Origin of the sequence: Micromonospora sp. NBRC 110037, from assembly GCF_001652995.1 — a bacterium.
Taxonomy (GTDB): Bacteria; Actinomycetota; Actinomycetes; order Mycobacteriales; family Micromonosporaceae; genus Micromonospora; species Micromonospora chalcea.
The window spans coordinates 1,026,418-1,044,806 of sequence record NZ_BBVA01000002.1 but is presented as its reverse complement, the minus strand read 5'-3'; the positions used below and the strand labels follow the sequence as shown (position 1 = coordinate 1,044,806).

Genomic DNA, 18,389 nt, shown 5'->3' with positions numbered 1-18,389 from the left:
CGCGGGCGCGGCTCGCAGGGCCGAGGGCCTGTCGGACCCGGGACCAACGGCCCCCGCGGTACGGGGCAGCGCGGCGTCCGACTCGTCGGTAACGTCCGTGCGGTGAACCGGACACGCAGCGCCGCCGGCCCGACACCCCCGTCCCGTCACCGGCCGGTCCGCTGGGCGCTCGCGGTGCTCCTGCTCGCGTCGGTCGGATGCGGAAGGGGATTCGGCGAGGAGAGCGGCGACGAACTGGCGCGCGACGTCGCGGCGGCGGAGGCGAAGCAGCTCAACACGGAGCTCGGGCACCGCAACCGGGTCCGCGACGCCGGGTCGATCGCGGCGGCCGAGATCGTCCAGCAGCCGCAGGGCACCGCGTTGGGCGATGACGAGACGGTCCGGCGGGAGGCCCTGGCCTGGTCCGGCCGCACCGCCAGAGACGAGCGGGCCACCGTCGACGTGCGGTTCGTGGTGACGGTGCCGGAACGACCGCCGGTGTCGGTCGGCGGCGCGAGCAACAGCGCCGGCGACGCCACCCGCTGCTACCGGTACGAGTTCCAGCTCTACCGCTACACGACGTACCACGAGATCGACTGTCCGAGCGGGGCCGCGCCCTCGCCACCCACCGCCGCGCCGGTGCCGAAGGTGCCCGAGGACGGGCGGCAGCGGCTCACCGCCGTGCTGCGTACCGCCACCCCGGACACCCTTGCCGGCGCGGTGCGGGCGGCGTTCCCGCAGGACTGGATCACCGTCGACACGACGGTGCACGAGGGCGCGCTCGTCGCCGCCGTCGGCGTACCGGCCGAACGGGACTGCCTCCTGCTCGTCCGCACCCCGGCCGGGAAGATCGAGGCTCCCGGGTACGACCGGATCTGGCTGGAGCCGGGCGAGACCGGCTGCCGGACGGGCCTGTACGTCTCGCCGCCGCGCTGAGACACCGGCCCGGTTTGCCGCGCGACGGCCGGAGGACTGACCTTCTCGGGCCCATGTCAATGTAGCGTTGACGAGTGAGCCTGGCCGGCCTGTCCGAGATCGCCGCGACCCGGGTCCGGCTGGACGACCGCGAGCTGGACCTGATCGACCGGGCCCGGCACGACGGCGCCACCTGGGCCGACATCGCGCGGGCGCTGGGCCTGGGCAGCCGGCAGGCCGCCGAGCAGCGCCGGCAGCGTCTCGCGGCGGCCCGGCGGGCCCGCGTGACCCGGCTCGACCCGGTCGGCTCCCCCGACCTGCCCGTGCTGCGGACGGCGGTCGCCGACCTGCGCCGCTGGATCGAGACGGACCGCGCGTGGGACGGGCGCTTCCCCCGCGCGGCGTTGACGCGCCGCACCTGCGCGCTCGCGCTCGACGCCCCCGCCGGGCCGCTGTACGCGCTGGCCGCGCACCTCGCCGACGATCTCGCCGGGGCCGGACTCCGGCTGCCGCCTCCGGTACGCGACGCCGCCGGGCGCATCACGGCGACACTGTCAACAAGACATTGACGTAGCCCCGAAGTGTTGCCACGCCCCGGCTCAGGTCCCGAGGATGAGTCCTCCTGGCTCAACTCTCGGGGGACCCATGCGCCGCAACGCCGTCCTGTTCGTGGCCGTCTCGCTGCTGTCCGGGCTGGGCGGCAGCGCCATGGCCCTGGTCTCCGGCATCTGGATCCTGGACCTGACCGGCTCCACCGGGCTCGCGGCGCTGGCCGGTCTCTGCGTCTACGCCCCGACGCTGGCCGGCCCTTGGCTCGGCGGCCTGCTCGACCGGGTCCCCCGGCGTCCTCTGGTGGTCGGCGTCAACCTCGCTCTCGCCGGCACGCTGCTGAGCCTGCTGGCGGTGCGCGGGCCCGGCCAGGCGTGGCTGATCTACGCCGTCTCGCTCGCCTACGGGATCGGATACGTGCTCGTCGACGCCGGCGAGACCGCGCTGCTGCCCGCCGCGGTCCCCCCGGCCCGGCTGGCCGACGTCAACGGTTGGCGGTCGAGCGTGCAGGAGGGCGTGAAGCTGGTCGCGCCGCTGGCCGGGGCGGGCCTGTACGCGTGGCGGGGCGGGCACGTCGTCGCGGTGCTCGCCGCCGTCGTACCGTTGCTCGTGGCCGCCCTGTACGGCGCGTTACGCCTGGCCCGGGCGGCGTCCGCTCCCCCGACCGCACCCGCGGTGGGGCTGCGGGCCGGGCTGGCCGCGCTCCTGGCCCGGCGGGCGGTACGCGTGCCGGTGGCGCTCGCGGCGGCGTCCATCGCGATGTCCGGCTTCACCACCGCGGCGCTGTACGACGTGGTGGTGACCGGCCTCGGGCTGCCGTCCACCTTCCTCGGCGTGCTGGCCGGCGCGCAGGGTGGCGGATCGCTGCTCGCCGGGCTGGTCGTCGGCCGGCTCATCCGCCGCCACGGCGAGATCACGGTGGGGGTCGCCGGCGCGGTCCTGTTCGCGGCCGGCTGTCTGGGACGCTGCCTGCCGTGGTGGCCGGGCACGGTCGCCGCCTCGGTGGTGATCGGCGTCGGTCTGCCGTGGACGCTCGTCGCGGCGGTCACCGCCGTGCAGACGTACACGCCGCGGGAGATGCTCGGGCGGGTCGCCGGGACGGCGAACACGGTGATGTTCGGCCCGATCACGCTGGCCATCCCGCTCGGGTCGGCGGCGGTCGCGGTCGGCGGCCGGCCGCCGCTGGTACTCGCCGCCGTGGCGTGCCTGGCCGCGGCACTGGCGGCCGCCCGGCCGGGTCGTCAGCCCGCGGCCGGCGGGCCGGACAGGTGGCGGATCAGCTCCGGCCGGGAGCGCAGCCGAAGCTTCCGGTAGACGTTGCCGAGGTGGTACTCGACGGTCTTCGGCGACAGGAAGACCCGGGCCGCGATCTCCCGGTTCGTCAGGCCCTCCGCCACGTGCAGGGCGATCAGGCGTTCCTGGCCGGTCAGCCGGTCGACGGTCCGGTCGCCGGGCTCGGGCGGCCGCCGGCCGGTGGCGTCGATCTCGGTGCGGCACCGCCGCGCCCAGCCCTGCGCGCCGAGCGCCTCGAACAACCGCAGCGCGGCGTGCAACTGGACCCGCGCGTCCCGGCGGCGCCGGGCCCGGCGCAGCCGCTGCCCGTAGCTGAGCAGCGTCCGGGCCCGTTCCAGCGGGACGACGGCGGGATCGCACCGGGCCAGCGCCGCCGCGAAGACCTCGTCCAGGTCCGGTTCGCCGGCGAGCAGGCCCTCGACGCGCGCGGCGGCGGCGCGGGCGGCGGCACCGCCGGCCCCGGCCAGGTCGCGCAGCCGCCGCGCCGACCGCTGCGGGTCGGACAGGTGCGCGTACGCCTCGGCCAGCTCGGCCGCGACGGGCAGCCACCCCGGTTCGGCGATGCCGCCGTCGCGCTGGGCCCGGCGGACCCGTTCCAGCTCGGTCACGGCGTCCTGCCAGCGCGCCCCCACCGCCGCCGCGATCCCGGTGGCGTAGCGGAGCCGGACCTCGATCTCCCGAAACTCGCCCGGCAGGAGCCGGCGGGCGTCCCCGACGTGCGCGAGCGCCTCCGGCTCCTCGCCGAGCAGCGCCTCCACCAGGGCCAGCGCGGCCAGCGCCTCCGCCCGCAGCACCGGAAGCGCCACCTGCTCGGCGATCCGGACCGCCTCGGCGGCGGCCTGGTACGCCGCGTGCAGCCGGCCGGTGCGCCACTCCAGCCCGGCGAGCCGGGGCAGGGCGTACGCCAGCAGGAACACGTCGTCTGCGGCACGGGCCCGGTCGATCTCCGGTTCCAGCAGCGCCCGCGCGGTGTCGTGGTCCCCGAGCCAGCAGAACACCTCGGCCAGCTCCGCCGCCGAGCCGTCGGCGTGGCCGGCGCAGGCGGCGACCAGGGCACGGGCCGACGCGACCCCTTCGGGCAGCCCGGCCAGCACCTGTGCCGCGGCCAGCCGGATCGGGCCCTTCGGCCAGGTCGCGCCCGCGTCCGCGGCGGCCAGCTCGGCCACCCGCGCGCACAGCGGCACCATGCCGGTGACGTCCAGCCGCGCCCAGAACTGGTTGACGCGGGCGCTCATCAGCCGGGCCGCGCCGAGCGGATCCGCTTGCGCGTACGCCTGCGCGTCGGCCAGGTACGCCTCGGCGCCCGCCGTGTCACCGTGCTGCTGCGCCAGGTGGGCGAGCAACGGCTTGACCCGGCAGCGCAGGTCGGCGCGCCGGGTCAGTCCGATCGCCTCCTCCCCCAGCGTGATCGCGTGCCGGCTCGCGCCGGCGTTGGCCCAGGCGCGCGACGCGGCGGCGAGCCGGGACGCGCGTACGTCCGGGTCCGGGGTGAGACGGGCGGACCGTTCGTAGGCGCGTGCCTCGGCCACCACGCCGCCCCGGCGTTGCGCCCGCTCGGCGGAGTCGGCCAGCAACGCGGCGACGCCCTCGTCGGGCACGGTGGTGGCGGCCGCGAGATGCCAGGCCCGGCGGTCGGCGGTGTCGTCGCCGGTGAGCGCGGCGGCCACCGCCAGGTGGGCGGCCCGCCGCCGGCCGGGGCCGGCGACCGAGTGCACCGCGGCGCGGGTCAGCGGGTGGCGGAACGTCACCTCACGGTCGGTCACCCGGATCAGCCCGGCGTCGACCGCCGGGTCCAGCACGCCCAGACGCAGCCCGTCCGCCACCAGGATCCGCTCCAGCAGCGCCGGGGTGGTGACCTCGGTGACCGCGCAGGCGACGAGCGCACGCCAGGTGTCGTCGGGCAGCCCGCGGGCGTGCGCCAGGACGGTCGTCTCGATGCGTTCGACGAGCACGAGAGGCTCCCGCAGCGGCAGCCACCCGTTGCGGTGCTCCTCGGACAGCGTCGCCGGCAGCTCGGTCAGCGCGAGCGGGTTGCCGGCGGTGGCCGCCGCCAGGTCGGCGGCCACCCGGCGGTCCAGGCCGGCGCGCATGGCGAGCCGGATCGCGTCGTCGCGCGCCAGACCGGTCAGCGGCAGCTCCGGCAGGCCGGGCGCGGGGAACGCGGGGGCGTCGCGGGCCGCGAAGACGACGGCGACCCGGTCCGCGAGCAGCCGCCGGGCGGTGAACAGCAACGCCTCGGCGGAGGCCGGGTCGATCCAGTGCGCGTCGTCGACCAGGCAGAGCACCGGCGTGTCCTCGGCCGCCGTCGTGAGCAGGCTCAGCGTCGCCACGTACGCGGCGAGCCGGTTGACCGGACGGGAACTGCCGTCGATGGCGAATACGGTACGCAGCGCGTCGGCCTGCTGCGCGGGCAGATCGCCGAGCCGGTGCAGCAGTGGCCGCGCCAGTTGGTGCAGCGCGGAGAACGGCAGGTCCGCCTCGAACGGCGCGCCGGTGGCGCGCAGCACCCGCATCCCGGTGGACCGGGCGGCACAGTGCTCCAGCAGCGCCGTCTTGCCCACGCCTGCCGCACCGCGCAGCACCAGGGCGCCGCCGTGACCGTCGACCGCGTCGGCCAGCAACGCGCCGAGCCGCCGGCACTCGTCGGCGCGCCCGAGCAGGGCGTCATCACCGGTGTCCGTGGCCGTGCCGACGGCACCGGCCGGCGCCGGACCGCTGCCCATGACCGCACGCTAGCCGCCGGTGTGGTCCGTCCGGGCGGGCGCGACGCGAACCCGACAGGGTGCCCGCGCGGCCTCGTCGACTAGGAGGAACCCGGATCCGGGTGCCGTCGCGGCTCCCTAGCGTCTTCCCCAGTCGTCCGGCCGGTGACCACCGGCGGATCCGGGACGACGACACGACTCCGAGGGGAGACACCATGATCGGGAAGAGAGCGGCCGGGGTGCTGGCGGCGGGACTGCTCGCCGCCGGGTTCGGGGTGGCGTACGGCCCGCCGGCACAGGCCGCCAGCGGCCACTACGCCATCGTCAACTACGGCAGCGGCAAGTGCCTGGAGGTGGACCGGTCCGGCGCCCCGTCGTCGCTCGGCGGCCGGGTCGTGCAGCGCACCTGTGACGGCCAGGCCGTGCAGCGCTGGTCGCCGGTGGGCAGGGACACCTACACGTTCGTCAACCAGTTCAGCGGCATGTGCGTGGACGTCCGCAACGGGGTGAACGCCGACGGCACGCCGTTGCAGCAGTGGGCCTGCACCGGCACGTCGAGCATGAAGTGGACGGTCGACCCGAACTCGTTCGCGGGGGTGCACCAGATCAAGTCGCAGGTCGGTGGCCGGTGCATGGACGTGCGGAGTGGATCGGACGCCGACGGCGCGACGGTCCAGATCTACCGCTGCACCGGGTTCGGCAACCCGGCCCAGGTCTGGTCGTTCGCGGCGGTCTGACCGGCGCGGATGCGGCCCGTCCCCAGGGGTGAGGGGGACGGGCCGCACGATCGTCAGCGCCAGGTGTCGGTGACGGCCCGGGTGCCGCCGGCCGGCGTGGTGAGCGTCCGGTTCGCGCCGGACTCCCAGGTCACCGTCCCGTCCGGGTTCTTCTTGACGTACTTGTACTCGACAGCGGTGTTCGCGGGCAGGTCGACAGTGGCCCGCCAGACCGGGTACGCGGCCGAGGAGAGCGCGACGGCGGCGGCCGGGTTCCAGCCGCCGAGCGCCGGTATGTTGCCGACGACGAACACGTTCTGCCCGTAGGCGGTGGTCGCGGTGACGGAGAACGTGGTGGCCACAGCCGTGGAGACGGTGTCACCGCGGAACGTCTCGGTCACCGCGTACGTGCCGGTGGCCGGCGTGGTGAGCGTCCGGTTCGCGCCGGACTCCCAGGTGACCGCGCCGGCGGCGGTCAGCTTGACGAACTTGTACTCCACCGCGGTGGACCGGGGCAGGTCGACGGTGGCACGGTAGACGCCGCCGCCCTGCGCGGTGAGCTTGACGCCGCTCGCGGGCGTCCACGACCCGAGCGCGGGGATGCTGCCGACGACGCGGACGTCCTGCCCGGCGGCCAGGTTCGCGGTGACGGTGAACGTGGTGGCGATCCGGTCACCCGGGCTCACCGTGGGGGACACGGTCGGCGAGGGCGACACGGTCGGGGAGGCCGACGGGGACGGGCTCGCGCCCGGCCGGGCGTTCACGTGGATCGCGACCGCGTCGTTGGCCGGGAGGGTCACGGTGGCCCGGCCGCCGGACACGGTCACCGTGGAGCCGGTGCAGCCGCTGCCGGTGGCGACGCCGGAGATGACGTCGCAGTACCGGCCGTCGGCGAGCCCGGTGGTGAAGGTGGCGGTGGTGGCGGAGCCGGAGTCGTTGATGCCGATCCACGCCCGGTCGCCCCGGTGGAAGCCGATCACGTTGCTGTTCACCGTGGTGAAGTCCGAGACGGTCTTCACCGGGCGGGCGGCGTTGGCCCAGCCGACCATGCCCTTGACGCCGGTGGTGCGGCTCAGGCAGGTCCAGGCGGCACCGCAGACCGTGTCGGTGACCCGTCCGGTGCCGTCGTGCGGCGGGGACTGGTTGCGGTTGGACCAGGTGAAGCTGTCGTAGACCGACGGCTTGCCGTGCGGGTAGGCCAGCGCGAAGTAGTTGGCCAGCACGTAGTCGGTGCCGTTCTTGTACGACAGCACCACGCCGTCGCGCTCCAGGTCGTGGTTGGTGACCATGGCGAAGACGTTGGCGCCGGGCGCGTCGAGGTTCCAGTTCGGCACGTTGGCCAGCGCCGAGATGGAGCCCTGGAAGGCCGAGCGGATGCCCTTGGCGTACGCGAAGTCGAGCACGTCGCCGTTGGCGATGTACGCACGGGCCTGCAGCGCGGAGTTGCTCGCCCCGTCGAAGATCTCCTGCGCGACATACGGACGCCGGCCCTCGACGACCGTGTTGTTCAGCTTGCCGAGGATGGCCGCGAAGTCGTCCTTGCGGATGTGCTTGACCGCGTCGACCCGGAAGCCGTCGACGCCGAGCCCGATCAGGTCGTTGAGGTACGCGGCGATCTTGTTCCGGACCGCTTCCTTCTCGGTGTACAGGTCCGACAGCGACAGCAGCTCGCAGCTGGTCACCTGGGCCTCGTTGTTCCAGTCGTTGATGGCGCCGCCGGTCGGGCAGTTGTCGCCGGGGCGGTGGAAGTCGCCGTCGCCGTACGGCACGGCCGGGTAGCTGTAGCCGGAGAACTCGGTGCCGGCGTAGCCGCGCGTACCGGCCGGGTTGTTGGTGCCGGCCATGTGGTTGACCACCGCGTCGACGTAGACGCGCACACCGGCGTTGTGGCAGGCGGTGACCATCGCGGCGAACTGCTGGCGGTTGCCGAACCGGCTGTCCAGCTTGTACGACACCGGCTGGTACACCTCGTACCACGGGTAGGCGCCGTCGGCGCTGGCGGGCAGCTTCACCGACTCCTGCGGCGGTGCCACCTGCACCGCGCCGTAGCCGGCCGGTCCGAGGTGGTCGGTGCAGGCGGCGGCGACCGAGGTCCAGTTCCATTCCCAGAGGTTGGCGGTCACCTCGCTGTCGTTGAGTACGACGGCGGCGCGGGCGGGTGCGGCGGTGGTGGTGGCAGCCGCGACGGCAACCGTGCCGCCCGCCGCGACGAGCGCGGCGGCGAGCAGCAGGCGACCGGCACGGCCACGGGGGTGTGGCCTGACGGAAAGCATGGTTGGGGGACCTCTTCCGTGGGTTCGAAAGGGTGAGCGGGGGGTGGGGCGGCCGTCCCGGGTAGCGAACACCATGCGCCATCCATGAAAGTCTTTGCAAGAGCTTGCGGCAAAGTTTTCGAAACCCGCAGGCAACACGAGCGGGGTCAGATCCCCGACCACCAGCGGCGATCCACGCTGGACCGAGCAATCCGGCGCTCGACCAGGATCCCGACGCTCGGGACGAAACAAATCGCTTCGCGGGACGACCGCAACTTCTGAGCAGATTTTCCAACGTTTGCGGGCCGGGTGTGCGCCGCTGATCCCCGACACCCGCCGGACACGGGACGAGCCCCGGTCCGTCGCGGCGCGACGGACCGGGGCTCGCTCGGAGACGGCGGATCAGGCCAGGTCGAAGCGGTCCAGCTCCATGACCTTCGTCCAGGCGGCGACGAAGTCACGCACGAACTTCTCCCGCGCGTCGTCGCTGGCGTAGACCTCGGCGAGGGCCCGCAGCTGCGAGTTGGAGCCGAAGATCAGGTCGACCGCGGTGGCGGTCCACTTGACCTGGTCGGTGGCCAGGTCCCGGATCTCGTACACGTGCTCCTCGGACTCCGACGCCTTCCACCGGGTGCCCGGGGAGAGCAGGTTGACGAAGAAGTCGTTGGTGAGCACGCCGGGCCGGTCGGTGAGCACGCCGTGCGACGCGCCGCCGACGTTGTTGCCGAGCGCGCGCAGACCGCCGACCAGCACGGTCATCTCCGGCGCGGTCAGGTTCAGCATGTACGCCCGGTCGACGAGCAGCACCTCCGGCTGGGTCTTCTCGCCCGGCCGCAGGTAGTTGCGGAACCCGTCGGCGCGCGGCTCCATCACCCGGAACGACTCGACGTCGGTCTGCTCCTGGGTGGCGTCGGTACGCCCCGGGTGGAACGGCACGGTCAGCTCGACGCCCGCGTCGCGCGCCGCCTGCTCGACAGCGGCCGAGCCGGCCAGCACGATCAGGTCGGCGAGGGAGATCTGGGCGCCGCCGGCGGCGTTGAACTCCTGCTGGATGCCCTCCAGCGTGGCCAGCACGGTGGCGAGCTGCTCGGGCTGGTTGACCTCCCAGTTGCGCTGCGGCTCCAGGCGGATCCGCGCGCCGTTGGCGCCACCGCGCTTGTCGGTGGAGCGGTAGCTCGCGGCCGAGGCCCAGGCGGTGGAGACCAGCTGGGCGGTGGTGAGACCGGACTCCAGCACCTTCGCCTTGAGCGCGGCGACGTCGGCGTCGTTCACCAGCTCGTGCGCGACGGCCGGCACCGGGTCCTGCCAGAGCTGGGCCTCCGGCACCCACGGGCCGAGGAAGCGGCTGACCGGGCCCATGTCACGGTGCAGCAGCTTGTACCAGGCCTTGGCGAACGCCAGCGCGAACTCGTCCGGGTTCTCCAGGAACCGGCGGGAGATCTTCTCGTACGCCGGGTCGACGCGCAGCGACAGGTCGGTCGTCAGCATCGTCGGCTTGTGCTTCTTCGACGGGTCGTGGGCGTCCGGGATGATCGCCTCGGCGTCCTTGGCGACCCACTGCTTGGCGCCACCCGGGCTGGTGGTCAGCTCCCACTCGTAGCCGAAGAGGATCTCGAAGAACCGGTTGGACCACTGCGTCGGCTTGTCGGTCCACGTCACCTCGAGACCGCTGGTGATCGTGTCGCCGCCCTTGCCCTCGCCGTACGTGCTGAGCCAGCCCAGACCCTGCGCCTCCAGCGGCGCGGCTTCCGGCTCGGGGCCGACGTGCTGGTCGGCGGGGCCCGCGCCGTGGGTCTTGCCGAACGTGTGGCCGCCGGCGATCAGCGCGACGGTCTCCTCGTCGTTCATCGCCATCCGGCGGAACGTCTCGCGGATGAAGTGCGCCGCCGCGAGCGGGTCGGCGTTGCCGCGCGGGCCCTCCGGGTTGACGTAGATCAGACCCATCTCGGTCGCGCCGACGCCGGCCACCATCTCCTTCTCGGAGGCGTAGCGCTCGTCGCCGAGCCAGGCGTCCTCGGGGCCCCAGAAGATCTCCTCCGGCTCCCAGACGTCCTCACGGCCGAAGCCGAAGCCGAAGGTCTTGAAGCCCATCGACTCCAGCGCGACGTTGCCGGCGAGCACCAGCAGGTCGGCCCAGGAGATCTTCTGGCCGTACTTCTGCTTGACCGGCCAGAGCAGCCGGCGGGCCTTGTCCAGGTTGGCGTTGTCCGGCCAGCTGTTCAGCGGGGCGAACCGCTGACCGCCGTCGCCGGCGCCACCGCGGCCGTCCTCGATGCGGTAGGTGCCCGCGGCGTGCCAGCTCATCCGGATCATCAGGCCGCCGTAGTGGCCGAAGTCGGCCGGCCACCAGTCCTGCGAGGTGGTGAGGACCTCGGTGATGTCCCGCTTGAGCGCCTCGACGTCGAGCTTGGCGAACTCCCGGGCGTAGCTGAAGTCCGGGCCGAGCGGGTTGCCCTTGTCCGAGTGGGCGTGCAGCACCGACAGGTCGAGCTGGTTGGGCCACCAGTCACGGTTGCTGCGCGGACGACCGCCGGTCTTCGGGGTCGGCGAGTCGATCGCCGGGTTCTCGCTCTCGCTGCCGTGCGCGGTCACGGAGTCGTGCGCGACCGGGCAGCCGGCCGCCTCCTTCGCGTCCACGCCCTGCGGGCTGACGGGCCGGTTGTCCTGGGTGTCGCTCATCTGTTTCCTTCCGAACTGGCGGATCACTGGGCGGTGCGGTCGGCCGCGCAGCCGGGGCAGGCGCCCCAGTAGACGACCTCCGCCTCGTCCACCACGAAACCGTGGTCGTCGGAGGCGGTGAGACAGGGGGCGCTGCCGACGGCACACTCGACGTCGGCGATGGCGCCGCAGGAACGGCACACGACGTGATGGTGGTTGTCTCCCACCCGAGACTCGTAGCGGGCCGTGGCGCCGGCCGGCTGGATGCGCCGGATCAGCCCGGCGTCGGTGAGGGCCCGCAGCACATCGTAGACCGCCTGGTGGGACACGGTGGGCTGCTCCGCGCGGACCAGCGCGATCACGGTGTCGGTGTCGACGTGCGGGTGGTCGCGCAACGCCGCGAGCACCGCCAGCCGGGGCCGGGTCACCCGCAACGAGACCGCCCGGAGCTGCGTCTCGAAGTCGGCCGTCATGCGACGACCTTAGCCCGGTCTTTTGGAATGAATCAAGTTTCTGCCCAGGTGTGTCGGCCGCCACCGCGGCCGTCCGCGCACACGAAAACGGGGGTGCCGCGCCTGGCGCGGCACCCCCTCCCCGGAAGAGGGTTCAGGCGGCTGAGCAACTCGCGGTGGGCGTGTTGCTGTTGCCGTTCTTGTAGAGCGTGATGCCGAAGTTGTTGCCGTTGCCGTTGGGACGCGCGGTGAGCGTGCCGCTGGTGCCGCTGACCGAGGCGTTCCAGCTGTTCTGCAGGCTCTGGCCGCCCTGGGTCTGGATGCTGACGACCCAGTTGCTGGTGCCGCTGACCGAGAAGGTCACGTTGAACCGGTCGCCCCACTCCTCGGCCCGGCTGACGCTGACCGTGCAGCCACCGTTGTTCGGCGGCGGGGTGGTCGGGTTACCGCTGGTCCCGCCGATCGTGATGTTGGAGTTGCCGCTGCTCTGGTAGCCCTCGGTGGCGAGGATCTGGTAGTCGTGCGAACCGAGGTTCATGCCGTAGCGGGACCAGGCGTCGAAGTGGTTGCCGGCGGTGATGGTGCCGCCCACGCGCTTCGACTGCCGGACGCTCCAGTACTGGTAGAACGTCCGCGTGCCCTCGATCGAGGGGGCGTTGACCCGCTGGGTGCGGTAGATGTCGTACGTGCCGCCGTCGGAGGACACCGAGCCCATGTAGCCGCTGCCCGGCGGGCGCCAGCTGCCCCAGCTGTCGACGATGTAGTACTCGACGAGCGGGTTGCGGGTCCACCCGTAGAGCGTCAGGTACGCGTTGCCGGACGGGTTGAAGCTGCCGGAGTAGCTGACCGTGCGGCGGCCGCCCGGGTTCCAGCCCTTGCCGGCGACGAAGTTGTTGATGTTGCTCCACTGGGTGCTGTACTGACCACCGTTGCCCATGGTCATGGAGACGTTGCCACTGTCTTTCCAGAAGGAATAGAAGTAGCCGTTGTTGGTGCCGGTCGAGTTCGACGTGACGGTGGTGTCGGCGTAGGCCGGGCCGGACGTGACCGCCGTCGTCCCGGCGGCGATCAGCGCCACGGCACAGGCGCCGCCGAAGAGCATCCGGAGGCGTCCGCGCCTGCGGTTGCCCGTGCGGACGGGGGCGTCGTTCATGGACGGGTTTCCTCCCTGTGACCGGCTGGCGCGGCCAGCCGGGTGGCACGAGCCGCATGTGGCCGTCCGCTGGTGGACGGCGGGACGGGCGACTGCGCGCCACGGCGGTGGACGGACATCGACGTCAATCGAGATACGCCGATGGCCACAGTATTGGAGGCTCATTTCTCCGTGTCAACAAGTTCCGGAAATGTTGTGGAAACCCGAAGTAGCACAAATAGGGCTTAGCGCCGCCGCGTGCGGCTGCCGCAGCCCCGCCGGGGGTCTTTTGAACGAGCCGAGTAAGCGATGGTGACCGGAAGTTTCGGCGGCTTTCCGGATCAAGGCCGGGCCCGCGCCGGGCGCCGCTACCCGGTCGAGCCCAGCATCACCCCGAACACGCCGCAGCAGGCCAGCCCGCCGACGACGAGCGTGACGAGGGCGACCGAGTAGTTCGACCACAGGCCGAACCGCGTCACGTCGGTGCCGTACCCGTCGTGGACCCGGTTGCGCCAACCGCCGAAGCGGAACACCAGGTGGTGGGCGGCTCCCGGCTGGACCATGAGCGACGTGGTCATCAGCGGGACGCCCATGAAGTCGGTGTAGCGGACGTCGTGCCCGCCGGCCGGGGCGGCGACGTGCCACGTGCCCTCGCCCGGGATCGCGACCAGCTGGCGGTCGATCTTGAAGCGGCTGGTGACCGGCGCGGGAATCATGTACGGCCCCCGGTTCACCGAGACCACGAGCACTCCGCAGCCCGGCGGCGGGGCGATCGGGTGCGGGTAGGCGATCAGCGGGACGACGCCGTGCATCGGCGGGTACGGCTGCGAGGGGAGGTAGGACACGGCCAGATTCTGGCACGGCCGCGCCAGGTGTCGATCTCCCCCGCTCAGCCGGCGCCGGGCGCCGCGGCTCCGGCGAGCAGGCGCTGTCGCATCAGGAACTTGCGGACCTTGCCGGTGGGTCCCATGACCACGTCGCCGTCCGGGACTGTCACCACCCGGCGCAGCGTCGCGGCCACCGCGGGGCCCAGCGCGGCCCGGACCCGGTCGGTGCGGTCGCGCGCCGGATCCGCGTCCTCGGCGAGCAGGAGCAGCACGTCGGTGACGGTCGTGCCGTCCTCGGCCGCCGCCGCGACCACAGTGCAGTCACGGACGTCCGGGCAGTGCCGCAGGACGCGCTCCTCGGACAGCGCGGTGTACAGCCAGGTCCCGCCGCCCAGGTCGACCGCGTCGCTGGCCCGGTCGACGTGGTGGTAGTCGCCGGCCTCGTCGCGGTACATCAGGTCGCCGGTGAGGTAGTAACCACCCAGCCGGGTGCGGTACGTGGTGACCGAGTCGTTCCAGTACCCGAGCGCCAGCGTCGGCGACTTCAGGCCGACGTGCCCCACCTGCCCCGGCGCTACCTCCTCACCGGTCTCCACGTCGAGCAGCGCGATCTCGGCGAACGGGTACGGCTTGCCGACACAGCGGTCGTACCGGTCGCTGCCCAGCCGGTGGGTGATCCGGAACGCGCCGTGCCCCATCTCGGTGGAGCCGAGCATGTCGACGAACTTCGAGCCGGGGGCGTCCACCATGCCGTCGCGGGTGTACGTGGGATGGCTGCCGACCGCGACCAGCCGGCGTACGTGCGACTCGTGCGCGCAGTCTCCGGTGTTGAACCAGTTGCGCACCGAGCTGAGGTCGCGGGTGGTGAGGTCGACCCGGGCCAGCTCGGACCAGGTCACCGCGAAGCCGAAGACGCCGGTGGGGCGCCACCGTTCGATCGCGGAGAGGATCGTCTCGGCGCTGCGCGCGAACGGGCCGCCCTGCGCGGACAGGCACAGCAGCTGGTAGCCGTTGCAGAGCGCCTGGTTGAGCGTGATGATGCCGGCGGCGTGCGCGGCCGGCAGCGCGGACATCTCCCGCACCTCGCCGTACGGCCGGGACTCGGTGAGCCGGACCGCGCGGATCGCGGCGAACAGGCCGTGGTGCGAGTGGACGATCGCCGCCGGCACCCGGGTGGTGCCCGAGGAGTGGGTGATGACCACCGGGTCCTGCGGGTGGTGCCGGTGGTGCGGCGGGGCCTGCGCCGGGTCGCCCGCGCCGGTCTGCGCCGCGTCGCCGAGGACCGGCGCGCCGAGGTCGTGCCCGGCCAGGGCGGCGTGGTCGGCGTCGACCACCACCCCGGCGGCGCGCAGCCGCCGCACGAACTCGGCCGCCAGCTCGATCGGCATGTTGCCGTTCATCAGCGCCGGGATCGCGCCGAGCCAGGTCAGCGCCAGGAAGTTGAGGAACACGTCCGGCGCCGAGGTCACGTACACCGCGATCGGGTCGGCCCGGCGGACGCCGCGCGCCCGGAACCACGCCGCCCGCGCCGCGACCCGCTCGGTCAGGGTGGCGAGCGACAGCGGCGTCCAGGCGGGGATGCCGTCGACGTCGACGTCGAACGTCACCCGGGGCATGTCCATGTCGGCGCCGTGCTCGGCCAGCCGGAGCAGCACGTTGCCCGCGCCCAGCTCCATGTCGGCCGCCAGCGTCGCGCGGAAGTTGTCGGCACCCAAACGAGTCGCCTCCTCAGCTGACACACGTCACGGCCGCGCCGGCGGCGTACCGGCCGCCGGGCGGGGACACGATCAGGCTAGAGCGCCCGCCACGCTGAGACAATGCTCGATGTACGCTCGGTCAGGAGACGTCGCGGTTGAACAGCCGCGACGACCAGAACAGGCTCGCCGCGGCCAGCCCGGACATGATGAGCGCGCCCTGCCAGACCACGCTCTGGGTGATCTGGCCGGCGAACAACGCCCGCATGCCGTCGGTGGCCCAGGCGAACGGGTTCCACACCGCGACCCGCTGGATCCACATCGGCGCCAGCACGAGCGGGATGAGCACGCCGGCCAGCAGCGACACCGGCTGCCCGACGGTGTTCACCAGCACGCCGAGGCTGTTCTCGTTGCGGACCAGCAACGCGATGTCGTACGAGATCGAGGTGCTCAGCAGCACCATCACCGACAGCAGCGCGTACGACACCAGCAGGTTCGCCAGGTGCACCCGCAGGCCGAACGGCAGCGCCACGAGCGTGACCACCATGGCCTGCACCACGTTGAGGCACACGTGCATCAGCGCCCGGCCCAGCAGCAGGCCGGTCCGGCTCACCGGCGTCACCCGGCACCTGTCGATGATGCCCGCGCGCAGCGCGCTGAGCAGCCCGTAACCGGCGAACAGGCCGCCGAACAGGCCCATCGCCACGAACAGGCCGGGTACGTAGATGCGGTACGCGTCGGCGTAGGTCGAGGCGCCCCGGTCGACCATCACCACCTTGAGGAACGGCGCGAAGAGGATCAGGTAGGTGATCGGCTGGGCCAGGCTGAACGCCACCATCACCGGGTTGCGCACCATCAGGCCGGCCTCCTGCTGGAAGATCAGCCAGGTGTCGCGGACGAGCTTCACGCCGTACTCCTCTCGGCGTCCGGTCACTCGGCGAGCGACCGGCCGGTCTTGGCCAGGAACACGTCGTCGAGGCTGGGCCGGCGGGCCTCGATCGCGCCGGGCTCGATGCCCCGGTCGTAGAGCGCCCGCATGACCTGCGGGATGGCCGTGGCGGCGCTGTCGACGTAGAGCCGCAGCGTGCCGTCGACCGGCTCGGCCGCGTGCACGTACGGCGCCTCGGCCAGCAGCTTCGTCGCGGCCGGCAGGTCGCCGCCGGTCTCGTCCGCGACGTCGGCGGCGGCGAAGTCGACGGCGACCACGTCGCCGGAGATCTCGCGCTTGAGCGCCGACGGGGTGCCCTCGGCCACGATCCGCCCGGCGTCGATGATCGAGACGCGGTCGCAGAGGCTGTCGGCCTCGTCCAGGTAGTGCGTGGTGAGGAAGATGGTCATGCCCTCCTCGCGCAGCCGCCGTACCTCCTGCCACATCCGGACCCGGCTGGGCGGGTCGAGCCCCGCCGTCGGCTCGTCCAGGAACATCACCTGCGGCGAGTGGATGACGCCGAGCGCGACGTCGAGGCGGCGGCGCTGCCCGCCCGAGTACGTCTTGATTTTGCGGTCGGCGAAGTCGTCGAGCTGGAACGCGCGGATCGCCCCGGCGGCCAGTTCCTGCGCCACCGACTTGGACAGCCCGTGCATCCGGGCCTGGAGGACCAGGTCCCGCCGGGCGGTCGAGTCGTCGTAGGTGCCGCTGGCCTGCGCCACGAAGCCGATCCGCCGCCGCACCTGCGCGGGCGCGCGCAGCAGGTCGACCCCGGCGATGGTGGCCGCTCCCCCGCTGGGCCGGATCAGCGTGGCGAGCATCCGCAGCGTGGTGGACTTGCCCGCGCCGTTGGGGCCGAGGAATCCGACGATCTCGCCGCGCCGGACCGCGAAGTCGACGCCGCGTACCGCCTCGACAGTGGTGGCGCCGCGGCCACGTCCGACCCGGAAGGACTTGCGTAGGCCGGTGGCCTCGATCATCGAGCCTCCTCGTGCGGCGCGACGCCGGCGCGGGTGCGTCAGGTCAGGCTAGTTCGGCCCCGACGGTTGGACAACGGTCGATGCGTCAGTGTCGGGAGCCGTGCGTGCCAACACGGCGAGACGTGCCGCCGCCGCGCGGGCGCCGCCGGCCGCCGCGAACGACTCCCCCACCCGGCGCGCTCCCGCCCGGTACGCGGGTTCGTCGAGCACCGCGCTCAGCGCGGCGGTCAGCTCCGCCGGGGTCGCGGAGCCGAAGGAGACCTCCAGTCCGGCGCCGGCCCGGCGCACCTGCCGCGCCACCGCCGGATGGTCGTGCCGGATCGGCGCGACCACCACCGGCACACCGTGGGCCAGCGCCTCGGACACGGTGCCCAGCCCGCCGTGCGATACAAGGGCGTCGAGCCGGGGCATCAGCGCGAGCACCGGCACCCGGGGCGCGACGAGCACGTGCGGCGGCGGGTCGGGCACCAGTCCGGCGCCGGCGGTGAGGATCACCTGGACCCGGTCGGCGAGCGGCGCGGTCGCCGCCGTCATCCGCCGGTAGAAGTCGGCGGCGAGGTGCTCGGCCATCGTGCCGACCGTGACGAGCACGTGCCGGCGGCCGGGATCCCATGCCTCCCAGGCGAACGCGGGCGCGTTCGGCCGCCGTCCCAGCGCCGGCCCGGTGAGCACGCAGCCCGGCGGCAGCGGCGCCGGGCCGGTGAGCGCCGTCGTGGTCAGGCCGATCACGAGGTACGGCGAGAAGCGCAGGTCGATCGTCTCGTCCACGGGCAGGTCGGTCATCGCCCACACGCGGCGGACCTGGGCGTCCACCCAGCCGGTGAACTCGGGCATCTCCTCGGTCGGCGGTGTCAGCTCCAGCATGCCGACGCAGAACGTCGCCCACGGCAGCCCGCGGCGGTGCGCGGCGAGCGCGCCGGCCAGCGCGTACTGGTCGGCCACCACCACGTCCGGCCGGTACCGCTCGACGGCGGCGTCGGCGGCGTCGCGGATGAACCGGTTCGCGGGCAGCACGTGCCCCTCCCAGAGGCTGCGCACCGAGGCCATCCCGGCCGCGTCGTCGGGGCGGTAGTAGCGCTTGCCGGTGGGGAACAGCGTGGCGTCCGGGCCGACCAGCGGGCGCAGGTCGCTGCGCGGCCCGACCCAGGCCACCTCGTGCCCGGCCGCCTCCAGCTCCTGGGCGATGGCGACCGGCGCGTTCAGATGGGACTCCACCGGCAGGACGACGAACAGGAAGCGAGCCACGTCGATATGATCGCACGCGCGTTGACATCCATCGGCGTCACTGATCTGATCCGTGTCGTGACGGTTC

Annotated in this window: 14 protein-coding genes; 4 read left to right on the top strand and 10 right to left on the bottom strand. The window is 73.2% G+C overall.

The genetic code is table 11. The annotated features are described in order from the left end of the window. Window positions 1-102: 102 nt before the first annotated feature. The 3 genes from A4R25_RS03745 (at window position 103) to A4R25_RS03735 (ending at window position 2,757) form a co-directional block, all read left to right on the top strand. Window positions 103-915, top strand: a complete 813-nt coding sequence (locus tag A4R25_RS03745; protein ID WP_231915420.1) for a hypothetical protein — start codon at window positions 103-105, stop codon at window positions 913-915. Between the two features lie 74 nt (window positions 916-989). Further along, window positions 990-1,463 carry a hypothetical protein gene (locus tag A4R25_RS03740; RefSeq protein ID WP_082930906.1) on the top strand — a complete coding sequence of 158 codons (474 nt, stop codon included), beginning with the start codon at window positions 990-992 and terminating at the stop codon, window positions 1,461-1,463. Between the two features lie 76 nt (window positions 1,464-1,539). Continuing rightward, window positions 1,540-2,757: an MFS transporter gene (locus tag A4R25_RS03735; protein WP_064445611.1), complete on the top strand. Its 1,218-nt coding sequence runs from the start codon at window positions 1,540-1,542 to the stop codon at window positions 2,755-2,757. Here the strand turns inward: A4R25_RS03735 and A4R25_RS03730 are convergent. Next, window positions 2,685-5,459 carry a LuxR family transcriptional regulator gene (locus A4R25_RS03730; RefSeq protein ID WP_064445610.1) on the bottom strand — a complete coding sequence of 925 codons (2,775 nt, stop codon included), beginning with the start codon at window positions 5,457-5,459 and terminating at the stop codon, window positions 2,685-2,687. The genes A4R25_RS03735 and A4R25_RS03730 overlap by 73 nt on opposite strands. A gap of 194 nt (window positions 5,460-5,653) precedes the next feature. Between A4R25_RS03730 and A4R25_RS03725 the strand changes: the two genes are divergently transcribed. After that, complete coding sequence (locus tag A4R25_RS03725; RefSeq protein ID WP_043323284.1) at window positions 5,654-6,175, top strand: RICIN domain-containing protein; 522 nt, start codon at window positions 5,654-5,656, stop codon at window positions 6,173-6,175. Window positions 6,176-6,228: 53 nt separating this feature from the next. On the opposite strand, the gene A4R25_RS03720 is transcribed toward A4R25_RS03725, so the two are convergent. The 9 genes from A4R25_RS03720 to A4R25_RS03680 form a co-directional block, all read right to left on the bottom strand. After that, window positions 6,229-8,427 (bottom strand): carbohydrate-binding module family 20 domain-containing protein, encoded by a 2,199-nt coding sequence (locus tag A4R25_RS03720; protein ID WP_064445609.1) that lies wholly within the window; start codon window positions 8,425-8,427, stop codon window positions 6,229-6,231. A gap of 381 nt (window positions 8,428-8,808) precedes the next feature. Further along, window positions 8,809-11,085 (bottom strand): catalase/peroxidase HPI, encoded by a 2,277-nt coding sequence (gene katG / locus A4R25_RS03715; RefSeq protein ID WP_064445608.1) that lies wholly within the window; start codon window positions 11,083-11,085, stop codon window positions 8,809-8,811. Between the two features lie 23 nt (window positions 11,086-11,108). Continuing rightward, window positions 11,109-11,537: a Fur family transcriptional regulator gene (locus A4R25_RS03710; RefSeq protein WP_030499126.1), complete on the bottom strand. Its 429-nt coding sequence runs from the start codon at window positions 11,535-11,537 to the stop codon at window positions 11,109-11,111. A gap of 133 nt (window positions 11,538-11,670) precedes the next feature. Further along, a complete protein-coding gene (locus A4R25_RS03705) occupies window positions 11,671-12,669 on the bottom strand; it encodes a glycoside hydrolase family 11 protein (RefSeq protein WP_064445607.1) in 999 nt (332 codons plus the stop codon). 347 nt (window positions 12,670-13,016) lie between these two features. After that, complete coding sequence (locus tag A4R25_RS03700; protein WP_064445606.1) at window positions 13,017-13,493, bottom strand: hypothetical protein; 477 nt, start codon at window positions 13,491-13,493, stop codon at window positions 13,017-13,019. Window positions 13,494-13,537: 44 nt separating this feature from the next. Then, a complete protein-coding gene (locus A4R25_RS03695; RefSeq protein WP_082930905.1) occupies window positions 13,538-15,190 on the bottom strand; it encodes a class I adenylate-forming enzyme family protein in 1,653 nt (550 codons plus the stop codon). Window positions 15,191-15,311: 121 nt separating this feature from the next. Beyond that, window positions 15,312-16,076 (bottom strand): ABC transporter permease, encoded by a 765-nt coding sequence (locus tag A4R25_RS03690; protein WP_030499122.1) that lies wholly within the window; start codon window positions 16,074-16,076, stop codon window positions 15,312-15,314. A 23-nt stretch (window positions 16,077-16,099) separates the two neighbouring features. Beyond that, window positions 16,100-17,077 carry a daunorubicin resistance protein DrrA family ABC transporter ATP-binding protein gene (locus tag A4R25_RS03685; RefSeq protein ID WP_043323273.1) on the bottom strand — a complete coding sequence of 326 codons (978 nt, stop codon included), beginning with the start codon at window positions 17,075-17,077 and terminating at the stop codon, window positions 16,100-16,102. Window positions 17,078-17,125: 48 nt separating this feature from the next. After that, window positions 17,126-18,322, bottom strand: coding sequence for a glycosyltransferase (locus tag A4R25_RS03680; RefSeq protein ID WP_064445605.1), 1,197 nt, complete (start codon window positions 18,320-18,322; stop codon window positions 17,126-17,128). Window positions 18,323-18,389 lie beyond the last annotated feature (67 nt).